This is a genomic window from Lysobacter sp. Hz25 (assembly GCF_046097045.1).
Lineage (GTDB): Bacteria > Pseudomonadota > Gammaproteobacteria > Xanthomonadales > Xanthomonadaceae > Lysobacter > Lysobacter antibioticus_B.
Genome location: NZ_CP175666.1, coordinates 3822911 through 3841005, shown reverse-complemented (window position 1 = coordinate 3841005; position 18095 = coordinate 3822911). Strand labels below are relative to the sequence as shown.

General features: G+C 68.0%; 12 protein-coding genes. 11 read left to right on the top strand and 1 reads right to left on the bottom strand.

The window, feature by feature from the left end; all coding sequences use genetic code 11:
- Positions 1-107 precede the first annotated feature (107 nt).
- Entirely contained in the window at positions 108-2213 is a 2106-nt protein-coding gene (locus ACKN61_RS15760) for a S8 family serine peptidase (RefSeq protein ID WP_408950333.1), read from the top strand.
- A gap of 531 nt (positions 2214-2744) precedes the next feature.
- Positions 2745-4862: a S8 family serine peptidase gene (locus ACKN61_RS15755; protein ID WP_408950332.1), complete on the top strand. Its 2118-nt coding sequence runs from the start codon at positions 2745-2747 to the stop codon at positions 4860-4862.
- A gap of 123 nt (positions 4863-4985) precedes the next feature.
- Here the strand turns inward: ACKN61_RS15755 and ACKN61_RS15750 are convergent, their stop codons facing one another.
- Positions 4986-5858: a helix-turn-helix domain-containing protein gene (locus ACKN61_RS15750; protein ID WP_408950331.1), complete on the bottom strand. Its 873-nt coding sequence runs from the start codon at positions 5856-5858 to the stop codon at positions 4986-4988.
- Between the two features lie 142 nt (positions 5859-6000).
- Here ACKN61_RS15750 and ACKN61_RS15745 point away from each other — a divergent pair, with 142 nt between their 5' ends.
- The 9 genes from ACKN61_RS15745 (at position 6001) to ACKN61_RS15705 (ending at position 18041) form a co-directional block, all read left to right on the top strand.
- Positions 6001-6975 (top strand): alpha/beta fold hydrolase, encoded by a 975-nt coding sequence (locus ACKN61_RS15745; RefSeq protein WP_408950330.1) that lies wholly within the window; start codon positions 6001-6003, stop codon positions 6973-6975.
- Positions 6976-7634: 659 nt separating this feature from the next.
- Entirely contained in the window at positions 7635-7826 is a 192-nt protein-coding gene (locus ACKN61_RS15740) for a hypothetical protein (protein ID WP_408950329.1), read from the top strand.
- A 248-nt stretch (positions 7827-8074) separates the two neighbouring features.
- Complete coding sequence (locus ACKN61_RS15735) at positions 8075-10204, top strand: peptidase domain-containing ABC transporter (protein ID WP_408950328.1); 2130 nt, start codon at positions 8075-8077, stop codon at positions 10202-10204.
- Positions 10182-11417 (top strand): efflux RND transporter periplasmic adaptor subunit, encoded by a 1236-nt coding sequence (locus ACKN61_RS15730; protein ID WP_408950327.1) that lies wholly within the window; start codon positions 10182-10184, stop codon positions 11415-11417. The genes ACKN61_RS15735 and ACKN61_RS15730 overlap by 23 nt, the downstream gene beginning before the upstream one ends.
- A complete protein-coding gene (locus ACKN61_RS15725; protein ID WP_408950326.1) occupies positions 11404-12093 on the top strand; it encodes an ABC transporter ATP-binding protein in 690 nt (229 codons plus the stop codon). Before ACKN61_RS15730 ends, ACKN61_RS15725 begins: the two co-directional genes overlap by 14 nt.
- A gap of 11 nt (positions 12094-12104) precedes the next feature.
- Entirely contained in the window at positions 12105-13307 is a 1203-nt protein-coding gene (locus tag ACKN61_RS15720) for an ABC transporter permease (RefSeq protein ID WP_408950325.1), read from the top strand.
- On the top strand, positions 13304-14614 hold the full coding sequence (locus tag ACKN61_RS15715; RefSeq protein WP_408950324.1) for an ABC transporter permease: 1311 nt from the start codon (positions 13304-13306) through the stop codon (positions 14612-14614). The genes ACKN61_RS15720 and ACKN61_RS15715 overlap by 4 nt, the downstream gene beginning before the upstream one ends.
- 9 nt (positions 14615-14623) lie before the next feature.
- Positions 14624-15259 (top strand): DsbA family protein, encoded by a 636-nt coding sequence (locus ACKN61_RS15710; RefSeq protein ID WP_408950323.1) that lies wholly within the window; start codon positions 14624-14626, stop codon positions 15257-15259.
- A 1-nt stretch (position 15260) separates the two neighbouring features.
- Positions 15261-18041: a type 2 lanthipeptide synthetase LanM family protein gene (locus tag ACKN61_RS15705; RefSeq protein ID WP_408950322.1), complete on the top strand. Its 2781-nt coding sequence runs from the start codon at positions 15261-15263 to the stop codon at positions 18039-18041.
- Positions 18042-18095 lie beyond the last annotated feature (54 nt).

Below are 18095 nucleotides of genomic sequence, written 5' to 3'. Positions count from 1 at the left end.
ACTACACCTGAGACACCGGTCTCGCAGCGTCCGCCACCGACGAAGACCGGATTCAGCGAGTCCGTCCCAGGACTCGATATTCCGATAGCTCAGAGGGGATTCTTTAGATGTCCACTGTATCGAATAACGGCATTCGCAAGAACGTATTGGCCACCGCCACGGTGTTGGCGCTGTCCGCACTGGCCGCTCCGGCTTTCGCCGGCCAGGTTCATCTCGGCGGTCTGAAAGACGGCGGCGAGTACGGGCAGTTCATCGTCCGCTACCGCGACGGCAGTGCGCCGCGTACCAGCGCCACCGCACGCGATTCCTCGCTGAGCCAGGCCGCCAGCCGCATCCAGGCCGCCCGTGCCGACCTCAAGGCGTTGCGCCTGAAGCATTTCCGCCGCATGGCGCTGGGCTCCGACGTGGTTCGCGCCGACCGTAAGCTCGACCGCGTCGATGCCGAGGCGCTGATGCGCCAGCTCGCCGCCGACCCGAACGTGCTGTCGGTCGAGCCCGATCTGCTGGTGCGTGCCTTGGCCACGCCCAACGACAGCCGCTACAACGAACAGTGGCACTACGCCACCAGCGCCGCCGGCGCCAACGTCTCGACCGCCTGGAACACCACCACCGGCCAGGGCGTGGTCGTGGCCGTGGTCGACAGCGGCATCCTCGCCCACACCGACCTCAGCGCCAATATCCTGCCGGGCTACGACATGGTGACCACGGCGGTGGGCTACAGCGCCGCCGAGTGCGCCACGGTCGGCGCAACCGCGGGCTGCGGCCGTTCCGACGACGGCAACGGCCGCGACGCCGACGCCACCGACTCCTCGAACAACCAGCACGGCACCCACGTCGCCGGCACCATCGCCGCGGTGACCAACAACAACGCCGGTGTCGCCGGCGTGGCTTACGGCGCCCGCGTGGTACCGGTGCGCGCGCTCGGCAAGGACGGCCTCGGCGCCACCTCCGACATCGCCGACGCCATCGTTTGGGCCTCCGGCGGCGCGGTCGACGGTTTGCCGGCCAACGCCAATCCGGCCGAGGTCATCAACCTCTCGCTCGGCGGCGACCGTCCGTGCTCCGATACCCCGGCTTACCAGGCCGCGATCGATACGGCCGTCGCTAACGGCTCGATCGTGGTCGCGGCCGCCGGCAACAGCAACATCGACGTCGCCGGTGCGACCCCGGCGAGCTGCGCCGGCGTGATCAGCGTAGCCGCGAGCGACAATAACGGCCGCCGCGCGTTCTATTCGAGCTACGGCGCCAGCATCGACATCACCGCACCAGGCGGCGAAACCTGCTCGCCTCAGAACGAATTCCTGGCGTTGCGCGAAAGCCCACAGGGCAAGTGCGTGCGCCAGCACGACCAGAACGGCGTGCTGTCGACGGTCGGCGGCAACGGCTACGCGTTCTACCAGGGCACCTCGATGGCGACCCCGCACGTGGCCGGCGTGATCGCACTGATGCAGGCCGTGGCACCGGTGCCGAAGACCGCCGCGCAGGTACAGGCCATCCTCAACCAGACCGCACGTCCGATCTCCGCGGCGAACTGCCCCGGCGGTTGCGGACCCGGCCTGATCGATGCCGCGGCAGCGGTATTGGCCGCGCAGGGCGGGGTGGGCGGCAACGTCAACCCGGTCGCGAACTTCAGTTCCGCCGTCAACGGCCTGACCGCGACCTTCACCGACAGCTCGACCGACAGCGACGGCAACATCGCCTCGCGCAGCTGGAACTTCGGCGACGGCACCGGGGCCTCGACCGCCACCAATCCCAGCCACACCTACACGGCGGCCGGCACCTACAACGTCAGCCTGACCGTCACCGACAACGCCGGCGGCACCCACACCAAGACCGCCTCGGTCACGGTGACCGCGCCGGGCGGTGGCGTGCAGACTTACAGCAACACCGCCGATTACGCGATCACGGACCTCAACACGACCGAAAGCCCGATCACGGTGTCCGGCCGCACCGGCAAGGCGCCGACCAATGCGGTGGTGACGGTAGCGATCGAGCACAGCTTCCGCGGCGACGTGCGCGTCGACCTGGTCGCGCCGGATGGCTCGACCTATCTGCTGAAGAACTACAGCACCTACGACAGCGCCGACGACATCCGCGGCACGGTGACCCTGAACCTGTCGACCGAGACCTTGAACGGCACCTGGAAGTTGCGCGCACGCGACAACTACGTCAACGACACCGGCAAGATCGACAGCTGGAGCATCAAGTTCTGACCGACGTTTGATCTTCGGTAGTCCGTAAAGACGAAACAGCCCCGGCCCCGGCCGGGGCTGTTTTGTTTCGATCGGCCTGTCGTCGGCATGGCGATCAGCGTGGACGGCGACCAGTCCGAATACCGAGCAGCCGGGATAGTGAGCAGCCCGGATAGCGACCAGGCAGGGATCGATCACGAGGGCGGCCGGCTCGTCGCGACGACGACGGCCACGTCCGCTTGGCCTCGGCCGTTCCCCCCTTTTGCAAAGGGGGGCTGGGGGGATTTGCTCTCGCCTGCGCGAGTCACGCTGCTTCCCAAGCCTGGATCGCCGGCCGTTGCGCGATTGCGCGCGGCGACCCTGGGCCATTCACTCGAAGAAAGCGACCGCCGCGCGACAAATGAGGAAAAAGAGATATCTCCTTAGAAGCCGGTGGGTATTCGATCGCACTACATCTGAGACACCGGTCGCATGGCGTCCACGCCGACGAAGGCCGGACAGTCAGCGGGTCCGTTCAAGACCCGACATTCCGATAGCTCAGAGGGGTTCCAGATGTCCACTGCATCGAACAACGGCATTCGCAAGAATGTCCTGGCCACCGCCACGGTGTTGGCGCTGTCCGTAATAGCCGCCCCGGCCTTCGCCGGCCAGGTCAACCTGGACGGCCTGCAGGCGCCGCAAGGCTACGACGGCTTCATCGTCAAGTATCGCAACGGCTCGCTACAGCGCCGCGACAGCGCCAAGGTGGCGACCTCCCTGCGCGAGACCGTGCGCGCCAAGATCGCCGGCCGGCTGATCGCCATGAAGCACGTGCGCCGCATGGCGATCGGTTCCGACCTGGTGCGCGCCGACGGCAAGCTCGATCGGGTCGACGCCGAGGCGCTGATGCGGCAACTGGCCGCCGACCCGAACGTCGAATCGGTGCAGGTCAACCGCCTGTGGAACCACACGATGGAGCCCAACGACGCGCGTTACGGCGAGCAATGGCACTACTCCGGCGTTGCCGGTGCGCGCATCAATACCGCCTGGGACCGCGCCACCGGCGCCGGCACCGTGGTCGCGGTGATCGATACCGGCATCACCCCGCAGGCGGAACTCAATGCCGCCAACAACCTGCTGCCCGGTTACGACTTCATCACCGATCCGTGGATGTCGCGCGACAACGACGGTCGCGACAATAACCCGAACGACGAGGGGGACTGGCTGACGGTCGATCGCGAGTGCAATGCGCTGTCGAAAGCGAAGAACTCCAGCTGGCACGGCAGTCACGTCGCCGGCACCATCGGCGCGGCGACCAACAACGCCGCCGGCGTGGCCGGCGTCGCGCACGGCGCACGCGTGGTCCCGATCCGCGCGCTCGGCCGATGCGGCGGCACCACCGTGGACATCTCCGATGCCATCGTGTGGGCCGCGGGCCTGCATGTCGATGGCGTGCCGGACAACCCGAATCCCGCTGAGATCATCAACCTGAGCTTGGGTGGCCCGGCTGCGCAATGCGATCCGGCCTATCAAGCTGCGATCAACAGGGCCGCTGACGCCGGCGCCACGGTCGTCGTCGCGGCCGGCAACAGCAACATCGACGTGTCCGGATTCACCCCGGCCAATTGCAACCGCGTGATCGCGGTCGCGGCGACCGACCGCAACGGCGACCGCGCGTTCTACTCCAACTACGGCGGGACGATCGACGTCTCCGCGCCGGGCGGCGAAAACTGCAGCCCGCTCCCGCGTTTTCTTGCACTTGGCGCCAACCCGTCGGGAACGTGCGTGCGGACCCACAATGAGCAGGCGGTCCTCTCGCTCGGCAACCTTGGCCTGACGGTTCAGGGCGGCGCAACCTACACCTGGATGAGCGGCACCTCGATGGCGGCCCCGCATGTGGCCGGCATCGCAGCCCTGATGCAGTCGGCCGTCGCCGCCCCGCTGACCCCGGCGCAGGTGGAACAGGCCTTGAAGGATTCCAGCCGCGCGATTGCGCTGGCCGCTTGCCCCGGCGGTTGCGGTGCCGGCCTGGTCGACGCCAACGCCGCCGTCGCCGGGGCGATCCGTATCGGCGGCGCAGCCGGCGGCAATCTCGCCCCGGCGGCGAACTTCAACAGCCAGGTCAACGGTTTGACGGTGACCTTCACCGATGCCTCGACCGACAACGACGGCAACATCGTCTCGCGCAGCTGGAACTTCGGCGACGGCAGCGCGCTGTCGACCGCCACCAACCCCAGTCGCACCTACGCCGCGGCCGGTACCTACAACGTCAGCCTGACCGTCACCGACAACGCCGGCGCCACCCACACCAAGACCGCTTCGGTCACGGTGGCCGCGCCTGCCGGCGTGCAGACCTACAGCAACGACACCGATTTCGCGATCAAGGACGTCGCCACGCTGGAAAGCCCGGTCATGGTCGCCGGCCGCGTCGGCAAGGCGCCGAGCAATGCGACGGTGACGGTGGCGATCGACCACAGCTACCGCGGCGACCTGCGCATCGACCTGGTCGCGCCGGACGGTACGACTTATCTGGTGAAGAACTACAACACCAGCGACAGCGCCGACGACGTCAGGCTCTCGCAGGCGCTGAATCTGTCGACCGAGGACTTGAACGGCACCTGGAAGCTGCGCGTGCGCGACAATTACGCCAGCGACACCGGTACGCTCGAAAGCTGGAGCATCAAGTTCTGAGCGATGTTCAACCATCGTTAGTCAATGAAAGCGAACAGCCCCGGCTTTGGCCGGGGCTGTTTTTGTTTGTATTCGCGTTCCGGACAAGGCTGCAGGGTGTGCCCGCGATACTCGCGCGTCCACTCAGTGCAGCGAGTCCGCGATCTGTCTGGGGCCGACACCGAGCAAGCGCCGCAGGCAACGGGCCATATGGCTGGGATGGGCGAAGCCGGCTTCCAGCGCGATCTCGCTCATGCTCTTGCCGCCTTGCAGCAACAGCGTGCGCGCGCGCTCGACGCGCCGCTCCAGCACGAAACGGTGCACCGGCATGCCGACCGCCTGTTTGAACAGCGGTTTGAAGTGGGACAGGCTGAAGCCGGCCACGCTCGCCAGCTCGGCCAGGGTCAGATCCTCGTCGAGGTGCGCCTCGATGTACTCGACCACGTGACGCAGGCGCCAGGCGGGCAGGGCGCGTCCGGGCTTGGCCGCTGTCAGCGTCTTGCGCGATTGCAGCGCCAGCAAGCGCGCCGCGAGCGCGGAGGCGAGACTGTCGGTGAACAGGCGGCCGCCCGGATACGCGTCGTTGTCTTCGGCCTGCATCATCCAGCCGATGCGTTCGACCTGCGGGTCGCGGATATGGATCGACGGCGCGAGGTCGGCATCGTACGCGCCCAAACCCATCGCATCTGCGCTTTCGCGCAGCAGCGACGGCGTCAGCCGCAACAGCAGCGAACGCGCCGGTTTCGACACGATCCAGCGCGTGCTCGACCCGGCCGGCACCACGCAGAACTGGCCGTGGATGCGCACGCCCTGGCGCTCGTGGCCCTGGACGCGATACGACACCGGCACCGGATGGCCTTCGTGCAGGCACAGCACGTGGCGGGTATCCAGCGGCGAATCGAACAGGCCCGACGGCACCGGTTTGCTGAGCACGTCGAGCAGCGGCGCGCGGCCCGGGCCGGCACTGGCGAGCAGCGCGGCCGAAGGGCCGGGATAGCAGGAGGGGCGGTCGCTCATGGGCCGATGCTCATACGCGCCCCGGCCGCGCAACAGTGCCGAAAATCATCCCTTCGTGCTGCGCGCCGGCCGTATGTGCGCGCGCGCCCGCGGCCGCGTCGCCAGCATGGCGCAACGACATCCGTCGCACGGAGACTTTGTAATGAAACGTAGACAGTTCATGGCGATGACCGCGGCTGCGGCCGCCGCTGGCCTGGCCGGGGCCTGCGCGCCGTTGGTGCCCGCTCGACGCGACAAGGCCGACGCCGCGATGCCGGCCACCGGCGTCGCCGCGTTCGCCGCGGCGAGGCGCTACGCCCAGCTCGGCTTCGGCCGGATCGCCTATGTCGAGCGCGGCTCCGGCGAGGCGGCTTTGTTCCTGCACGGAGCGCCGCTCAACGGCTACCAGTGGCGCGGCGCCATCGACCGGCTTTCGCCGTATCGGCGCTGCCTCGCCCCCGACTTCATGGGGTTGGGGTATTCGCAGATTCCCGAGCACCAGTCCCTGGCCGCCGATGCCCAGGCCGAGATGCTGGCGTCCTTGCTCGACTCGCTTGCGATCGGCGCGGTCGACATCGTCGCCAGCGACAGCGGCGGCTCGGTCGCGCAGTTGTTCCTGTTGCGCCATCCCGGGCGCGTACGCAGCCTGCTGTTGACCAACTGCGACGTCGAACCCGACAGCCCGCCGGCCAAGGTCAAGCCGATCGTCGAGATGGCGCGCGCCGGCACCCTCGACGAGATGACCGCGCAGTGGCTGACCGACAAGTCGCTGGCGCGTTCGACCTTCGGCGCGGCGGTGTTTCGCGACCCCGCCGGCTTCGCCGACGAGACCATCGAGTACTACATCGCGCCCTTGCTGAGCACGCCGCTGCGCCGGGCCCAGTACAACGCTTTCCATGCCGCCTTCGAGCCGAATCCCTTGGCCGGCATCGAAGCCGGGCTCAGGCGCAGCACGGTGCCGCTGCGTGTGGTCTGGGGTGCGGCCGACGATATCTTCGCCCAGAGCGACGCCGAGTATCTCGACCGCGTGTTTCCGAACTCGCGCGGCGTGCGCCGCGTGCCTGGGGCGAAGCTGTTCTTCCCGGAAGAATACCCCGACGTCATCGCCGAGGAGGCGAGGGGACTGTGGAGGGTGTGAGGATCGGATGGGGCCCGTCGATTCTCTCGCGCTGCGAGAGATGCCACCGTCGTTCCCGCGAAGGCGGGCTCCGCTTTACTTCGGCGGAGCCGAGTACTGAGGCCTTCACCGCCACATGACTTTGAGGCCTCCGCGGCCAGGGCGCAGAGCGCTCCGGCGTTCATGGAGGCGCAAGCCGGTGGCTCGCAAACGCAAGCATTCATCCCATCTTCGCTGATATGACAGCGTGCTTTGCGATGAGGCGCCGATTCCGCTGTTCGACACATCGATGGTCGCTGAATCTGCATGAGATGGGTTGGCTGTGCTCTCTTCCAAACGGCCAAGTATTCAACTGCGGATGGAACGACATACGATCATGCGGCAACGAATGGCCGTGTTTGGGATGATGTCCGGAATCAGTCGACGACCGATTCGGCGATTCGCGCGGAATCGTTGCGAGTTCACGATTTGGCTTGTCTTTACGCAGATTTTCGCATATCGAAAAACCATCGCCATGCGCGCGGTGCAAGCTGCATTAACGACGTCGCTTCGATGCGAAACGAATCTTGACGCGGACCACGGAACCGCACGATGCATCGTGATAACAAGTGCAACGTCGAAAGTCAGGGGGCATCGACCCACTCAGCGCATCGCTGGTGGTCAAATCTGAGGACTTCCCCATGTTGCAGCAACACGATCTCGTCCAGGATCCAAGTACGACTGCCGTGCCGTTCGCCGAGGAACTCTCGGACGACAATCTCGAAGCCTTGTTCGGTGGCAAACCCGTGGTGTGCGGTTGCGGCTGGCTCTGTTCGTTCACTGGCGAGTGCGGCTGTTCCAACGGCCACTCGGTATGTGTCGGCCACTGCTGATCCGTTAACCGGAGCCGCCTGGCGGTAACGGGCGGCTCCTTTCAAGTACGGCCCTTACAGCGAATCCCGCAGCGGTGCTTCAGGCGTCGTGCGTCGGGTAGTGCACGCATCGTCGGACGGGGCGCGAACACGCGCGTCGCGTATGCCGGCGGGCGCGTGCTGCCGATGCTTGCCCGTGCGTTGCCGGAATCCGCTTGCAAGGTCCGCTGCTTCCCAATCTCGGGGCGTCTTGCCTGGACGGACAGCGCGTGAACAAGCCATCGCGGCGCGGTACCACGAAAACCAAGTTCGTCAGCCAGACCTCGGCCGCCGATTGCGGCCACGCCTGCATCTCGATGCTGCTGTCGGGCCTGGGCTTGCGCATGCCGATGCTGGCGCTGGCGGCGCGTTATCCGGTCAGCCAGCGCGGCATGTCGGCCAAGGAAATGCTCGACGTGTTGCGCATGTGCGAGGTCAAACCCAAGGCGCTGCGGGCCACCGACGGCACCGTGCAGGCACTGCGGCACGCCGCCTTGCCGGCCATCGTGCATCTGCGGCACGAGCATTTCGTCGTGGTCGGCGCGGTCGACGACAAGACTGTGGCGGTGCTGGACCCGGCCAGCGGCGAGAGCCGCATGGCCCACGCCGAATTCGAGGCGATGTGGAGCGGCGTATTCATCTGCGCCGAACGCGACGAAACCGCGCGCTCGCAGGTCTCGATCTCGCCGCTGGGACAGCTGTTCAAAGAATTCCTGGGCGAGAACTGGTCGCTGTGGCTGTTCCTGCTCAGCGTGATCGCGCTGACCGTCGCCACGACCATTTCTTTCCCCTGGCTGCTGAGCCGGGCGGTGACCTTCCTGGCCTACGGCGGCAGCGGCAGCGCGACCGGCCTCGGCATGGGCTTGCTGGTGTTGTCGCTCGCCTTCGTGGTCGCGCACTGGATGCGCGCGCGAGTGTCGTTGTTGATCCAGTTGCGTTTGGACAGATCGCTGATCGCCCGGTTCGTCGACCGCTTGTTGAAGCTGCCGCTGCGGATCTTCTCGCTGTTGCCGGCCGGCGACCTGATCGCGCGCGTCAACTCGGTGTCGGGCGTGCGCGATTTCCTGTCGGCGCGTATCACCGGGCTGATTCTCGACTCCGGGGTGCTCATGGCGACCCTGGCGGTGCTGGCCTTCCAGAGCGCGCCGGTGGCCTTGCTGTTCCTCGCCCTGACCCTGCTGTCGACGGCGGTGTTGATCCTGTGCTGGAAGCGCCTGCTGCGCCTCACCGGCGGCGAGGTGCTGGCGTATTCCGGCTACTACAGCACCCTGGCCGAAACCTTGACCATGGCGGTCGACGTCAAGGTCAACCGCAAGGAGCAGGTATTCGCCGACCGCCTGATGGACCGTTTCGGCGAACACCAGAAGTGGTTGGAAGCGCGCGGCAAGCTCAACGCCGTGTTCGAGGCTTTGTACGCCTATCAGGACAAGGTCGTGCCGATCGCGGCCTTGTTGCTGCTGTTCGTCGCGTTTCCGAGCATCGATCTGTCCGACCAGACCGCGTTCTATTGCTATTTCCTGTTGGGCTGGACCGGGCCGTCGGTGCGCGCGATCCAGATGTTCTTCATGCAACTGGTGGTGGTGCGGATCAACGCCGACCGCATCGAGTCGATCCAGGGCCTGATGAGCCTGGACGACGCCGCGCCCGTCGCCGATGCGCAGGCGCCGCCGTGGGCTGGGCCGAGCCAGGTCGCGGTCAGCGGCGTCGGCTTTTCCTATCTCGGCACCGGCACGCCGGTGCTGGAGGACGTGTCGGCGAATTTCGACGACCGTGGCCTCAACGTCATCGTCGGCCCTTCGGGCTGCGGCAAGAGCACCTTGTTGAAACTGATCGGCGGACTGCTGTTGCCCGATGCCGGCAGCATCCAGGTGCGCATCCACGGCGAGCGCGGCGGCGGAACCGGGGCCGCCGCGGCTTCGGTGGCCTATCTCAACCAGCATCCGGCCTTGTTCGCCGGCACCGTCGCCGAGAACATCGCCATGTTCGATCCGCAGGCCGATGTCGAGCGCATCGAACGCTGCGCGCGCGCGGCCTGTATCCACGACGAGATCCTCGCCTGGCCGTTGGCCTACCGCACGCCGGTGGTCGCGGTCGGGCAGAGCCTGTCATCGGGCCAGTGCCAGCGCATCGCCCTGGCACGCCTGCTGTACAGCCACGCACCGATCATGCTGCTGGACGAATTCACCAGCGACATCGACGCCGCCACCGAAGGCGCGATCCTGCGCCATCTGCGGCAGTGGCCGGGCATGAAGATCATCGTCACCCACCGCACCCAGTGGATCCAGCCGGGCGATCGCGTCCACGACCTCGGCCGGATCGCGCAAGGAGGATCGCGTCATGAACGTCCCGTCTATGCGTGAGTGGCGCCCGCGACGCCTCGCACTTGCTGTCGGCGCGGTGTCGATGGGGGTGCTGGCGGTCGGTTTGTTGATGGTGCGCAACACGGTCGCCTCGGTGGCGCCGGTGGCGGTGGTCAAGCCGGCGCTGGACGCCTTGCCGACCACGATCTTCGCCGACGGCACCTTGTCGTATCGCAACGAGTTGGCGATGACCTCGGAAGTGCTGGGCGCGGTCGAGGAGATCTACGTGCGCCAGGGCGACGAGGTCAAGCGCGGGCAGCCGTTGATGAAGCTGCGTTCGCAGCAGTACCAGGCGCAGTTGGCCCAGCGCGAGGCCGGGCGCGACGGCGAGATGGCTTCGCTCGAGGTCAAGCGCGCGAGCCGCGAACTGGCCGCGGCCAAGTTGCGCAGGTTCACCGCGTTGCGCAAGCAGCAACTGGTCAGCGAGGAAGGCCTGGACGAGGCCGAGGCGGCGTACCGCCAGGCCGATGCGGCCTATCGCGAAGGCCATGCGCGCATCCAGAACCAGCGTGCCTTGGTCGACGAGGTGCAGGACAGCCTGCACAAATCCATCCTGCGCTCGCCGATCGACGGTACCGTGTTGTCGATCGATGTCTCCGCCGGCGAAACCGCGGTGCCGAGCGCGCTGAGCTTCAGCGGCTCGACCGTGGCGCGCATCGCCGACACCAGCGTGCTGGTGGCCACCGCCAAGCTCGGCGAGTACGACGTCTGGAAGATCCGCCCCGGCGCCGTCGCCAACGTGGTGGTGCCGGCTTTCGACGAGACGCCCTTGCCCGGCACGGTGCGCTCGGTGTCGATGGCGCCGGCGCGTTCGACCACCGGCAGCGGCGCGCCGGCAGCCGGTGCGGCGAACTACGAAGTGCTGATCGAGATCCGCAACACCCGCCGCGCCAGCCTGCGTACCGGCATGACCTGCCGGGTCGAGTTCCCCAGCCGCAAGGCCGCGCCGGTGTTGACCGTGCCGATCGCCGCCCTGCGCGACGACCCGGCCGAGTTGGGCACCGAAGCCGGGCAGGGCGCGAGCGGCGCGGTCCTGGTGGTGCGCGACGGCATCGCCAGCCTGCGCCGCGTGCGCCTGGGCGACGTCAACGAGACTCACCAGGAAATCCGCGGCGGCCTCGATGCCGACGACCTGGTCGTGGTGCCGGCAAGCGGCCAACCGTCCTTGAAACCGGGCACCCGGGTGCGGGTGATCTCGTATGAACGCGGTTGAGCTCAGCGGCATCCGCAAGAGCTACCGCCTCGGTGCGACCGAAGTGCCGGTGTTGCGCGGGGTCGACCTGCACGTGGCCCAACACGAGTACGTCGCGGTGATGGGCGCCTCGGGTTCGGGCAAGTCGACCTTGTTGAACATCATCGGTTTTCTCGACACGCCGGATGCCGGCGAGATCCGTATCCACGGCGCGCCGGTGCAGCGCCAGGACGACGCGGCCCTGTCGGGCTTTCGCAATCGCACCATCGGCTTCGTGTTCCAGAGTTTTCATCTGCTCGGCAATTGCTCGGCGCTGGAGAACGTGATGCTGCCGCTGCGTTATCGCGGCGAGGCGCGCGCTGCCGCCGGGCGCCGCGCTCTGGCCGCGCTGGAAGAAGTCGGCATGGCTCATCGCGGCGCGCACCGCCCCGACGAATTGTCCGGCGGCGAACGCCAGCGCGTGGCGATCGCCCGCGCCATCGTCGGCGAGCCCGAGATCATCCTGGCCGACGAGCCGACCGGAAACCTCGACTCGAAGACTTCCGACGAGGTGCTGGAGGTGTTCGCGCGCATCCATGCCAAGGGCCGTACCCTGATCGTGGTGACGCATGCGCCGCAAGTCGCCGAACGCTGCCAACGCACGATCCGGGTCTGCGACGGCCAGGTGATCGACGCCGCCGCGTCCGCGGCCGCCTGAGCACGACCGGCATGCGCCGCTGGATGGCCAACCTGTGGGACGCCGCACGCTCGCTAGCGCGCAGTCCGCGCCAGACCCTGCTGTGCGCGAGCGCCATCGTGTTGGCGGTGATGGCGTATTCGACCGTGGTCAGCATCGCCGACGGCATGGCGCAGGTGCTCGGCCGCCGCTTCGAGAGCCTGGGCGACGACACCCTGGTGATCCGCGGCCAGTCCACCGCCAGCGGCGGCTTCGTGCCCGGCCGCGGCGATCTCGACGATATGCAGCGGATGCCGCAGTGGATCGCGCGCGCGGCGCTGGTGCAAGAGTTATCGGGCGCGGCGACCTTGCTCGAAGGTGCGGGCACGCGCCAGGTCGCCCAGGTGTTGGCGGTGAGCGAGGATTACTTCGCCATCGACCGGGTCGCGGTCGGGCAGGGCCAGGCGCTGAGCGGGCGCGGCGCCTCGGCGAAGCGTTGCGTGCTGGGCGTGCGCATCGCCGCTCGCTTGTTTCCCGGGCAAGCGCCGTTGGGCAAGTTCCTGCGCATCGGCGGGCAGTGGTATGCGGTCGGCGGCGTGCTCGCGGCAACCGACGAGCCGGGCAAGTTCGTCTCCAACGACGATGCCGTGTTCCTGCCCCTGACCGGCGCCAGCGCCCTGGTCCGGCCCGGCGACGACGGCGGCCGGCTGGTGGTCAAGGCCGCGCCCGGCGTCGACATCGAGACCTTGCGCGCGAAGCTGCAGGCGCTGCTGCTGCGCAAATATGGCGGCCGTTACGATGCCGACGACTTCCGCATCGAAGCCAAGCAGGCGTTGTTGCAGGGCGCGCGCGCGGCCACCGAGAACCAAGGCCGCACGGTGGCGTGGATCTCGCTGCTGGCCTCGCTGGTCGCGGCCCTGGGCGTGATGAACATGATGTTCCTCAGCGCCGACGAGCGCTCCGGCGAGATCGGCCTGCGCCGCGCGATCGGCGCGACCCGCGCCGACATCGCCGCGTTGTTCCTGTGCGAGGCCTTGCTGCTGTGCCTGGTGTCGATTCCGTTGGGACTGGTGCTGGGGCGCATCGCCGCCGGTTTGCTCCAGGGCGTGTTGCGCCTGGACTCCGCGCCGGTGTTGAGCGGGCAGGCCTGCGCGCTGGTCGCGCTGGCGACCACCGCGCTGGTGCTGGTGTTTTCGCTGGCGCCGGCGTGGCAGGCCGCGCGCAAAGACCCGAAGCGGGTGTTGCGCGCCGAATGAACGCGACCACGCGCCCTGCTGACACGAGTTCGGTGCGCGCGCCGCAACGCGTTGCCGCATCGGCCGTGGAAGCGGCGCCGGGCGCGTGGTTCGTGCTCGGCGAAGCCTTCCATGCGGCCTTGCGCCAATTGCGTAGCTTCCCGGTGCGCACTGCGGTGGCGATGCTCAGCGTGGCCTTGGGCGTGGCCGGCATCGTCTCGGTGGCGTCGTTGTCGGAGGGCCTGTCGCGCACCCTGGTGCGTTCGTTCGAATCGATGGGGCGGCAGGTGCTGATCGTGCGCTCCGATCCGTCTTACGAATCCTTGGTGCTCGGCCGCGCCAACCGTTTGTCCGAGCGCGACCTGCGCGTGGTTGCCGCTGCGTTCGCCCGGCGGCCGGTGGCGCCGCTGCTGCGCTACGGCGCGTTCAACAACCCGGTCGCGCTGGGCGCGCGCAAGAGCTCGGCCGCGATCTACGGCACCACCGTCGAGTACTTCCGGCTCGGCGAGGTCGAACTGATCGCCGGCGCCTGGCCGTCGCGGCAGGACTGGCGTGGCAGCGGCCGGCAATGCCTGCTCGGGCGCAGCCTGGCCGCAGAACTCGGCGGCACGGCCGCGGTGCTCGGCCGCGATCTCAGCCTGGCCGCACGCTCCTGTCGCGTGGTCGGTGTGGTCAAGGGCGCCGGTAACGCGCTCGGTTTCGACGCCGAGCGATTGGTCGTCGCGCCGATCGGCCTGGTCCGGGCGATGGACGCCGACGGCAGCCTCAGCGATCTGGAGATCCACGCCGGTTTCTCCGGCGACGACGACATCGAGGCCATCGGCCGGCGTTTGTCGACGCAGTTGCGCAAGCAGCGCCATGTCGTCGGCGGCGAGGACGACTTCATCGTCGTCACTGCGCAGCGCCTGCGCGGCTATCTCGACGACACCCTGGCCAGCGTGCGCGCCGGCTTGTTCCTGTTGATGGCGGTCGTGTTCGCGGTGGCCGCGTTGGGCATCGGTAACGTCATGGTGTCCGGCGTCAACGCGCGCCGCCGCGAGATCGCGATCAAGCGCGCCATCGGCGCCTCGCGCGCCAACGTCTTCCTCGAATTCCTGCTGGAGGCGGTGATCCTGACCGGCTTCGGCGGCGTGCTCGGCGTGGTCCTGGGCGCCGCCGCGGCGCTGGCGATCACCTCCGGTTCCAGCTATTTCGGCGAGCCGACCGTTTCCTGGTCGGGTTGTCTGTTCGGGGTGGTCACCGCGCTGCTGGTCGGTCTGTCGACCGGGGTATGGCCGGCGGCGCGCGCGGCGCGCCTGGACCCGGTGGCCGGTTTGCATCATCACTGAGGTGAACACATGAAAGGACCGTGGGTCTGGATAGGGGCGTCGGCGCTGGTGGCGGTGCTCGCGGTATCGCTGGGCTTCGTGCTGATGGCCGCGGGACGTTCCGAACCCTTGCAGGGGATGCAGGTCGACGACCTGCCGATGCTCGGCCGCGCCGATGCGCCGCACGAGATCGTCTTGGTCACCGATTACGGCTGCCCGGCGTGCAAGCGCTTCCATGCCGAGATGCTGCCGCGGCTGATGGCGCGCTTCGTCGACAACGGCGGTGCCAAGATCCGGGTGTTGGCGTTTCCGATCCGCGAAGGCTCGACCGAACTCGCGCATGCGGTGACCTGTTTGCAACAACGCCCCGGCAGCGACACGAGGGCCTTGTACGACCGCGTCTACGGACAAGACCTCACCGGCATCGCCGGCATGGAACTGGCCCAGCGCCTTGCGCCAGCGGCCGGGCTCGATGCCGCCGAGCTCAACGCCTGCATGCAACGCCCCGACATCGCTCGGCGGGTCGAGCAGCAACGCTATCGCGCCATCGTCCACGGCATCTCCTCGGTGCCGACCGTGGTCATCGACCGCGTCGCCCTGAGCGAACCCTGGACCTTCGCCCACTACGAGGCGGCGATGAACGCCGCCGCCACGGAAGCCCGATGACATGAGCAGCCTGGATTTCGATCGTTACTATATCGCCGCGATCTGCCGCGCGGAAGCCGAGGCCCTGCGCGGCGAGATCGCCGCTTGCGTCGCCGCTAGCCGCCTGCCGGCGGCGTTCCACGCGCCGATCGCCGACGGCGCCAGCGACTACCTGATGCAGCGGCTGTGCTGGATGTTCCAGAAGGTGTTCGTGTTCGAGCTCAACCGCTACGCCGCGGCCGCGCCGAAGCACGACGGCGCCGCGGTGGCGCCGACCGCGGTCGGCGACCCAGTGTTCGTCGCCTTCGTGCAGGCCATCGCCGGCGGCGACGCCGCACGCGAATTGCGCGAACGCTACGGGTTTCTGTATCAGCGTGCGCAGTGGTTCTGCGCCGGCTTCATCGAATTTTTCGGCGAGCACCTGGCTCATCTGGCCGACGATCTTCCCGCCTTGGCGGCCTTCGGCTTGCACTCCGGCGATGCGCCCTTGCGGGTCGAGTTCGGCCAGGGCGATCCGCATCGCAGCGCGCGCGCCACGGTCCATTATCGCTTCGAGCGTATCGACCTGTACTACAAACCGCGCGGGCTGGGCCTGGACCTGCTGTTCGCACGCTTGCAGCACATGGTCGACGAGGACATGGCGGTACTGGCCTCGATCGACCGGGGCCACTACGGCTGGCAGCTCGGCGTGCGTGGCGGCGGCGCCCAGGGCAGGGCGGCGGCCGAACGCTTCTACCGTTCGCTCGGCGTCTGCACCGCGCTCGCGCATGCGCTGTGCGGCTCCGACCTGCACTTCGAGAACATCGTCACCGACGCGCAGGGGCAGCCGTTCTTCGTCGACGTCGAGGCCTTGTTCACCAACACCGCGCGCATCGACCGGCAGCCGCCGTCGAGCGTGCCCCTGCTCGATGCCGAGCGCGAACTCGACCGGCGCCTCGGCGAGTCGGTGCTGTCGGTCGGTGTGGTGTCCCTGCGCCGCACCCGCGAGGGCGTATTCTCCGGCGCCGCACAAGGCGACAAGGTCGCCGCCCCGGTGTCGCGCGAGGTCGCGGTCGACGCCAAGACCGCGACCATGCGCCTGTCGCGGGTGCAGGAAGCGATCCAGATCGACAGCCCGGTGCCGCGGGTAGACGGCGAGCCGGCCGCATTCGCCGCGCATTTCGACGGCTTCAGCGACGGCTATCGCCGTGCCGCTGCGGCCATGGTCGCGCATGCCGACGACATCGAAGCCCTGCTGAGCGATAACACGACATTGCGATCGCGGCAGATCCTGCGCCACACCTATCTGTACGGCCTGTTCCTGGCCGAAACCACCCACCCGGCGCTGGCCGACCCGGCCAAGACCGATGCCTTGCTGCTCAAGCTGCGCCGCGAAGAAGCCAGCAAGCCGTTCCTGCGCCATCTCTACGCCAGCGAACGCGAACAGATGCTGCAGTTCGACATCCCGTACTTCGAAGCCCAACTCGACAGCCGCGACCTGCTCAGCCCCTGCGGCAACATCGAAGGCTTCTTCGAGCGCTCGGCGCTGGAGCAGGTGCGCGAACGCCTCGCGCGCTTCGCCGAGGAACGCTGGATAACGCGGCAACTGGGCTATGTCGCCACCGCGCTCGGTTGCGAAGACGCTCCCCGCCTGCAACAGACCGACATCGCCGACGCCGCGGCCGCCCTGCTCGCCGAGCGCGCGGTGCCGGGGGAGGGCGACGGCAGCGTGCTGTGGACCTACAGCCCGCCGGTCGGCACGCCCGGCGGCGAGTTCGCGATCATGCCGATGGGCCCGGACCTCTACACCGGCCTCGCCGGCCTGCTGCTGTTTCTGTCGCGCCGCTGCGCGCACGGCGCCGATGCCGACGACCAAGCCCTGACCGAACGCCTCATCGCCACCGGCCGCCGCATCCTGGTCGAACGCAGCCCGATGCTCGGCAGCGGCGCCTACTCCGGCATGGAAGGCTTGATCCTCAGCCTGAGCGAAGCCGCCGGCGAACGCGGCGACCACGAGCTGTCGTCGCTCGCACTGGAAACCTTCCTGGCCCGCGAACCGCAATGGGACCCCGCGCGCCACGACATCATCGACGGCGCCGCCGGCATCGCCCTGGTGGCCCTCGCGTTGCGTCGCCAACACCCAGACCCGCGACTGCTGGATGTCGCCCGGAGACTCGCCGACCGGCTGACCGCCGCCGCCCGCGACACCGCCGACGGCCCCGAATGGTGGCTGCACGGCGTCGACCGCTGCGTCACCGGCTTTGCCCACGGCGGCAGCGGCATCGCCTTTGCCCTGATCCGCCTCGCACGTGCGTTAGGCGACGCGAACATGCACGAACTCGCCTTGCGCGCATTGCGACGCGAAGATCGGTTGTTCAATCCCGAAATCGGCCTATGGCCTGACACCCGCATGGACGAACCGCAGTACTCGCTGGGTTGGTGCAATGGCGCTGCGGGGTTTTTGCTGGCGCGCGCTGAGGCTTGGGACGGTCTGGAAGCTTGGCAACGCGAGCAGGTGCGCACCGCGTTCGCGCGCAGCGTCGAGTGGTTTGGGCGGTTGGAGGATGATTCGTTGTGTCATGGCACCGCTGGGGTTCGGCTGGCTTTGGCCAAGGTCGCCGACAGACTGGGCTTCGGCCCGAGCTTGTTACATCCAGAGCGGACTGACGATCAGAGCAGATATCGCGCGGGCTGGAGTCACGACCGCGGCAATCTGGGTTTGATGGTGGGGCTGTCCGGGGCGCGATGGGTGCAGTTGTCGAGGCGGGATGCGCATGCTGGATCGCTACCCCGGTTCTGTCCGCTAACCTTGGCCGAGCCTTGAGACGATCCCGTCCGCTCGCATGAGCACACGAGTCCTCGCAGTTTATGGCCCGCG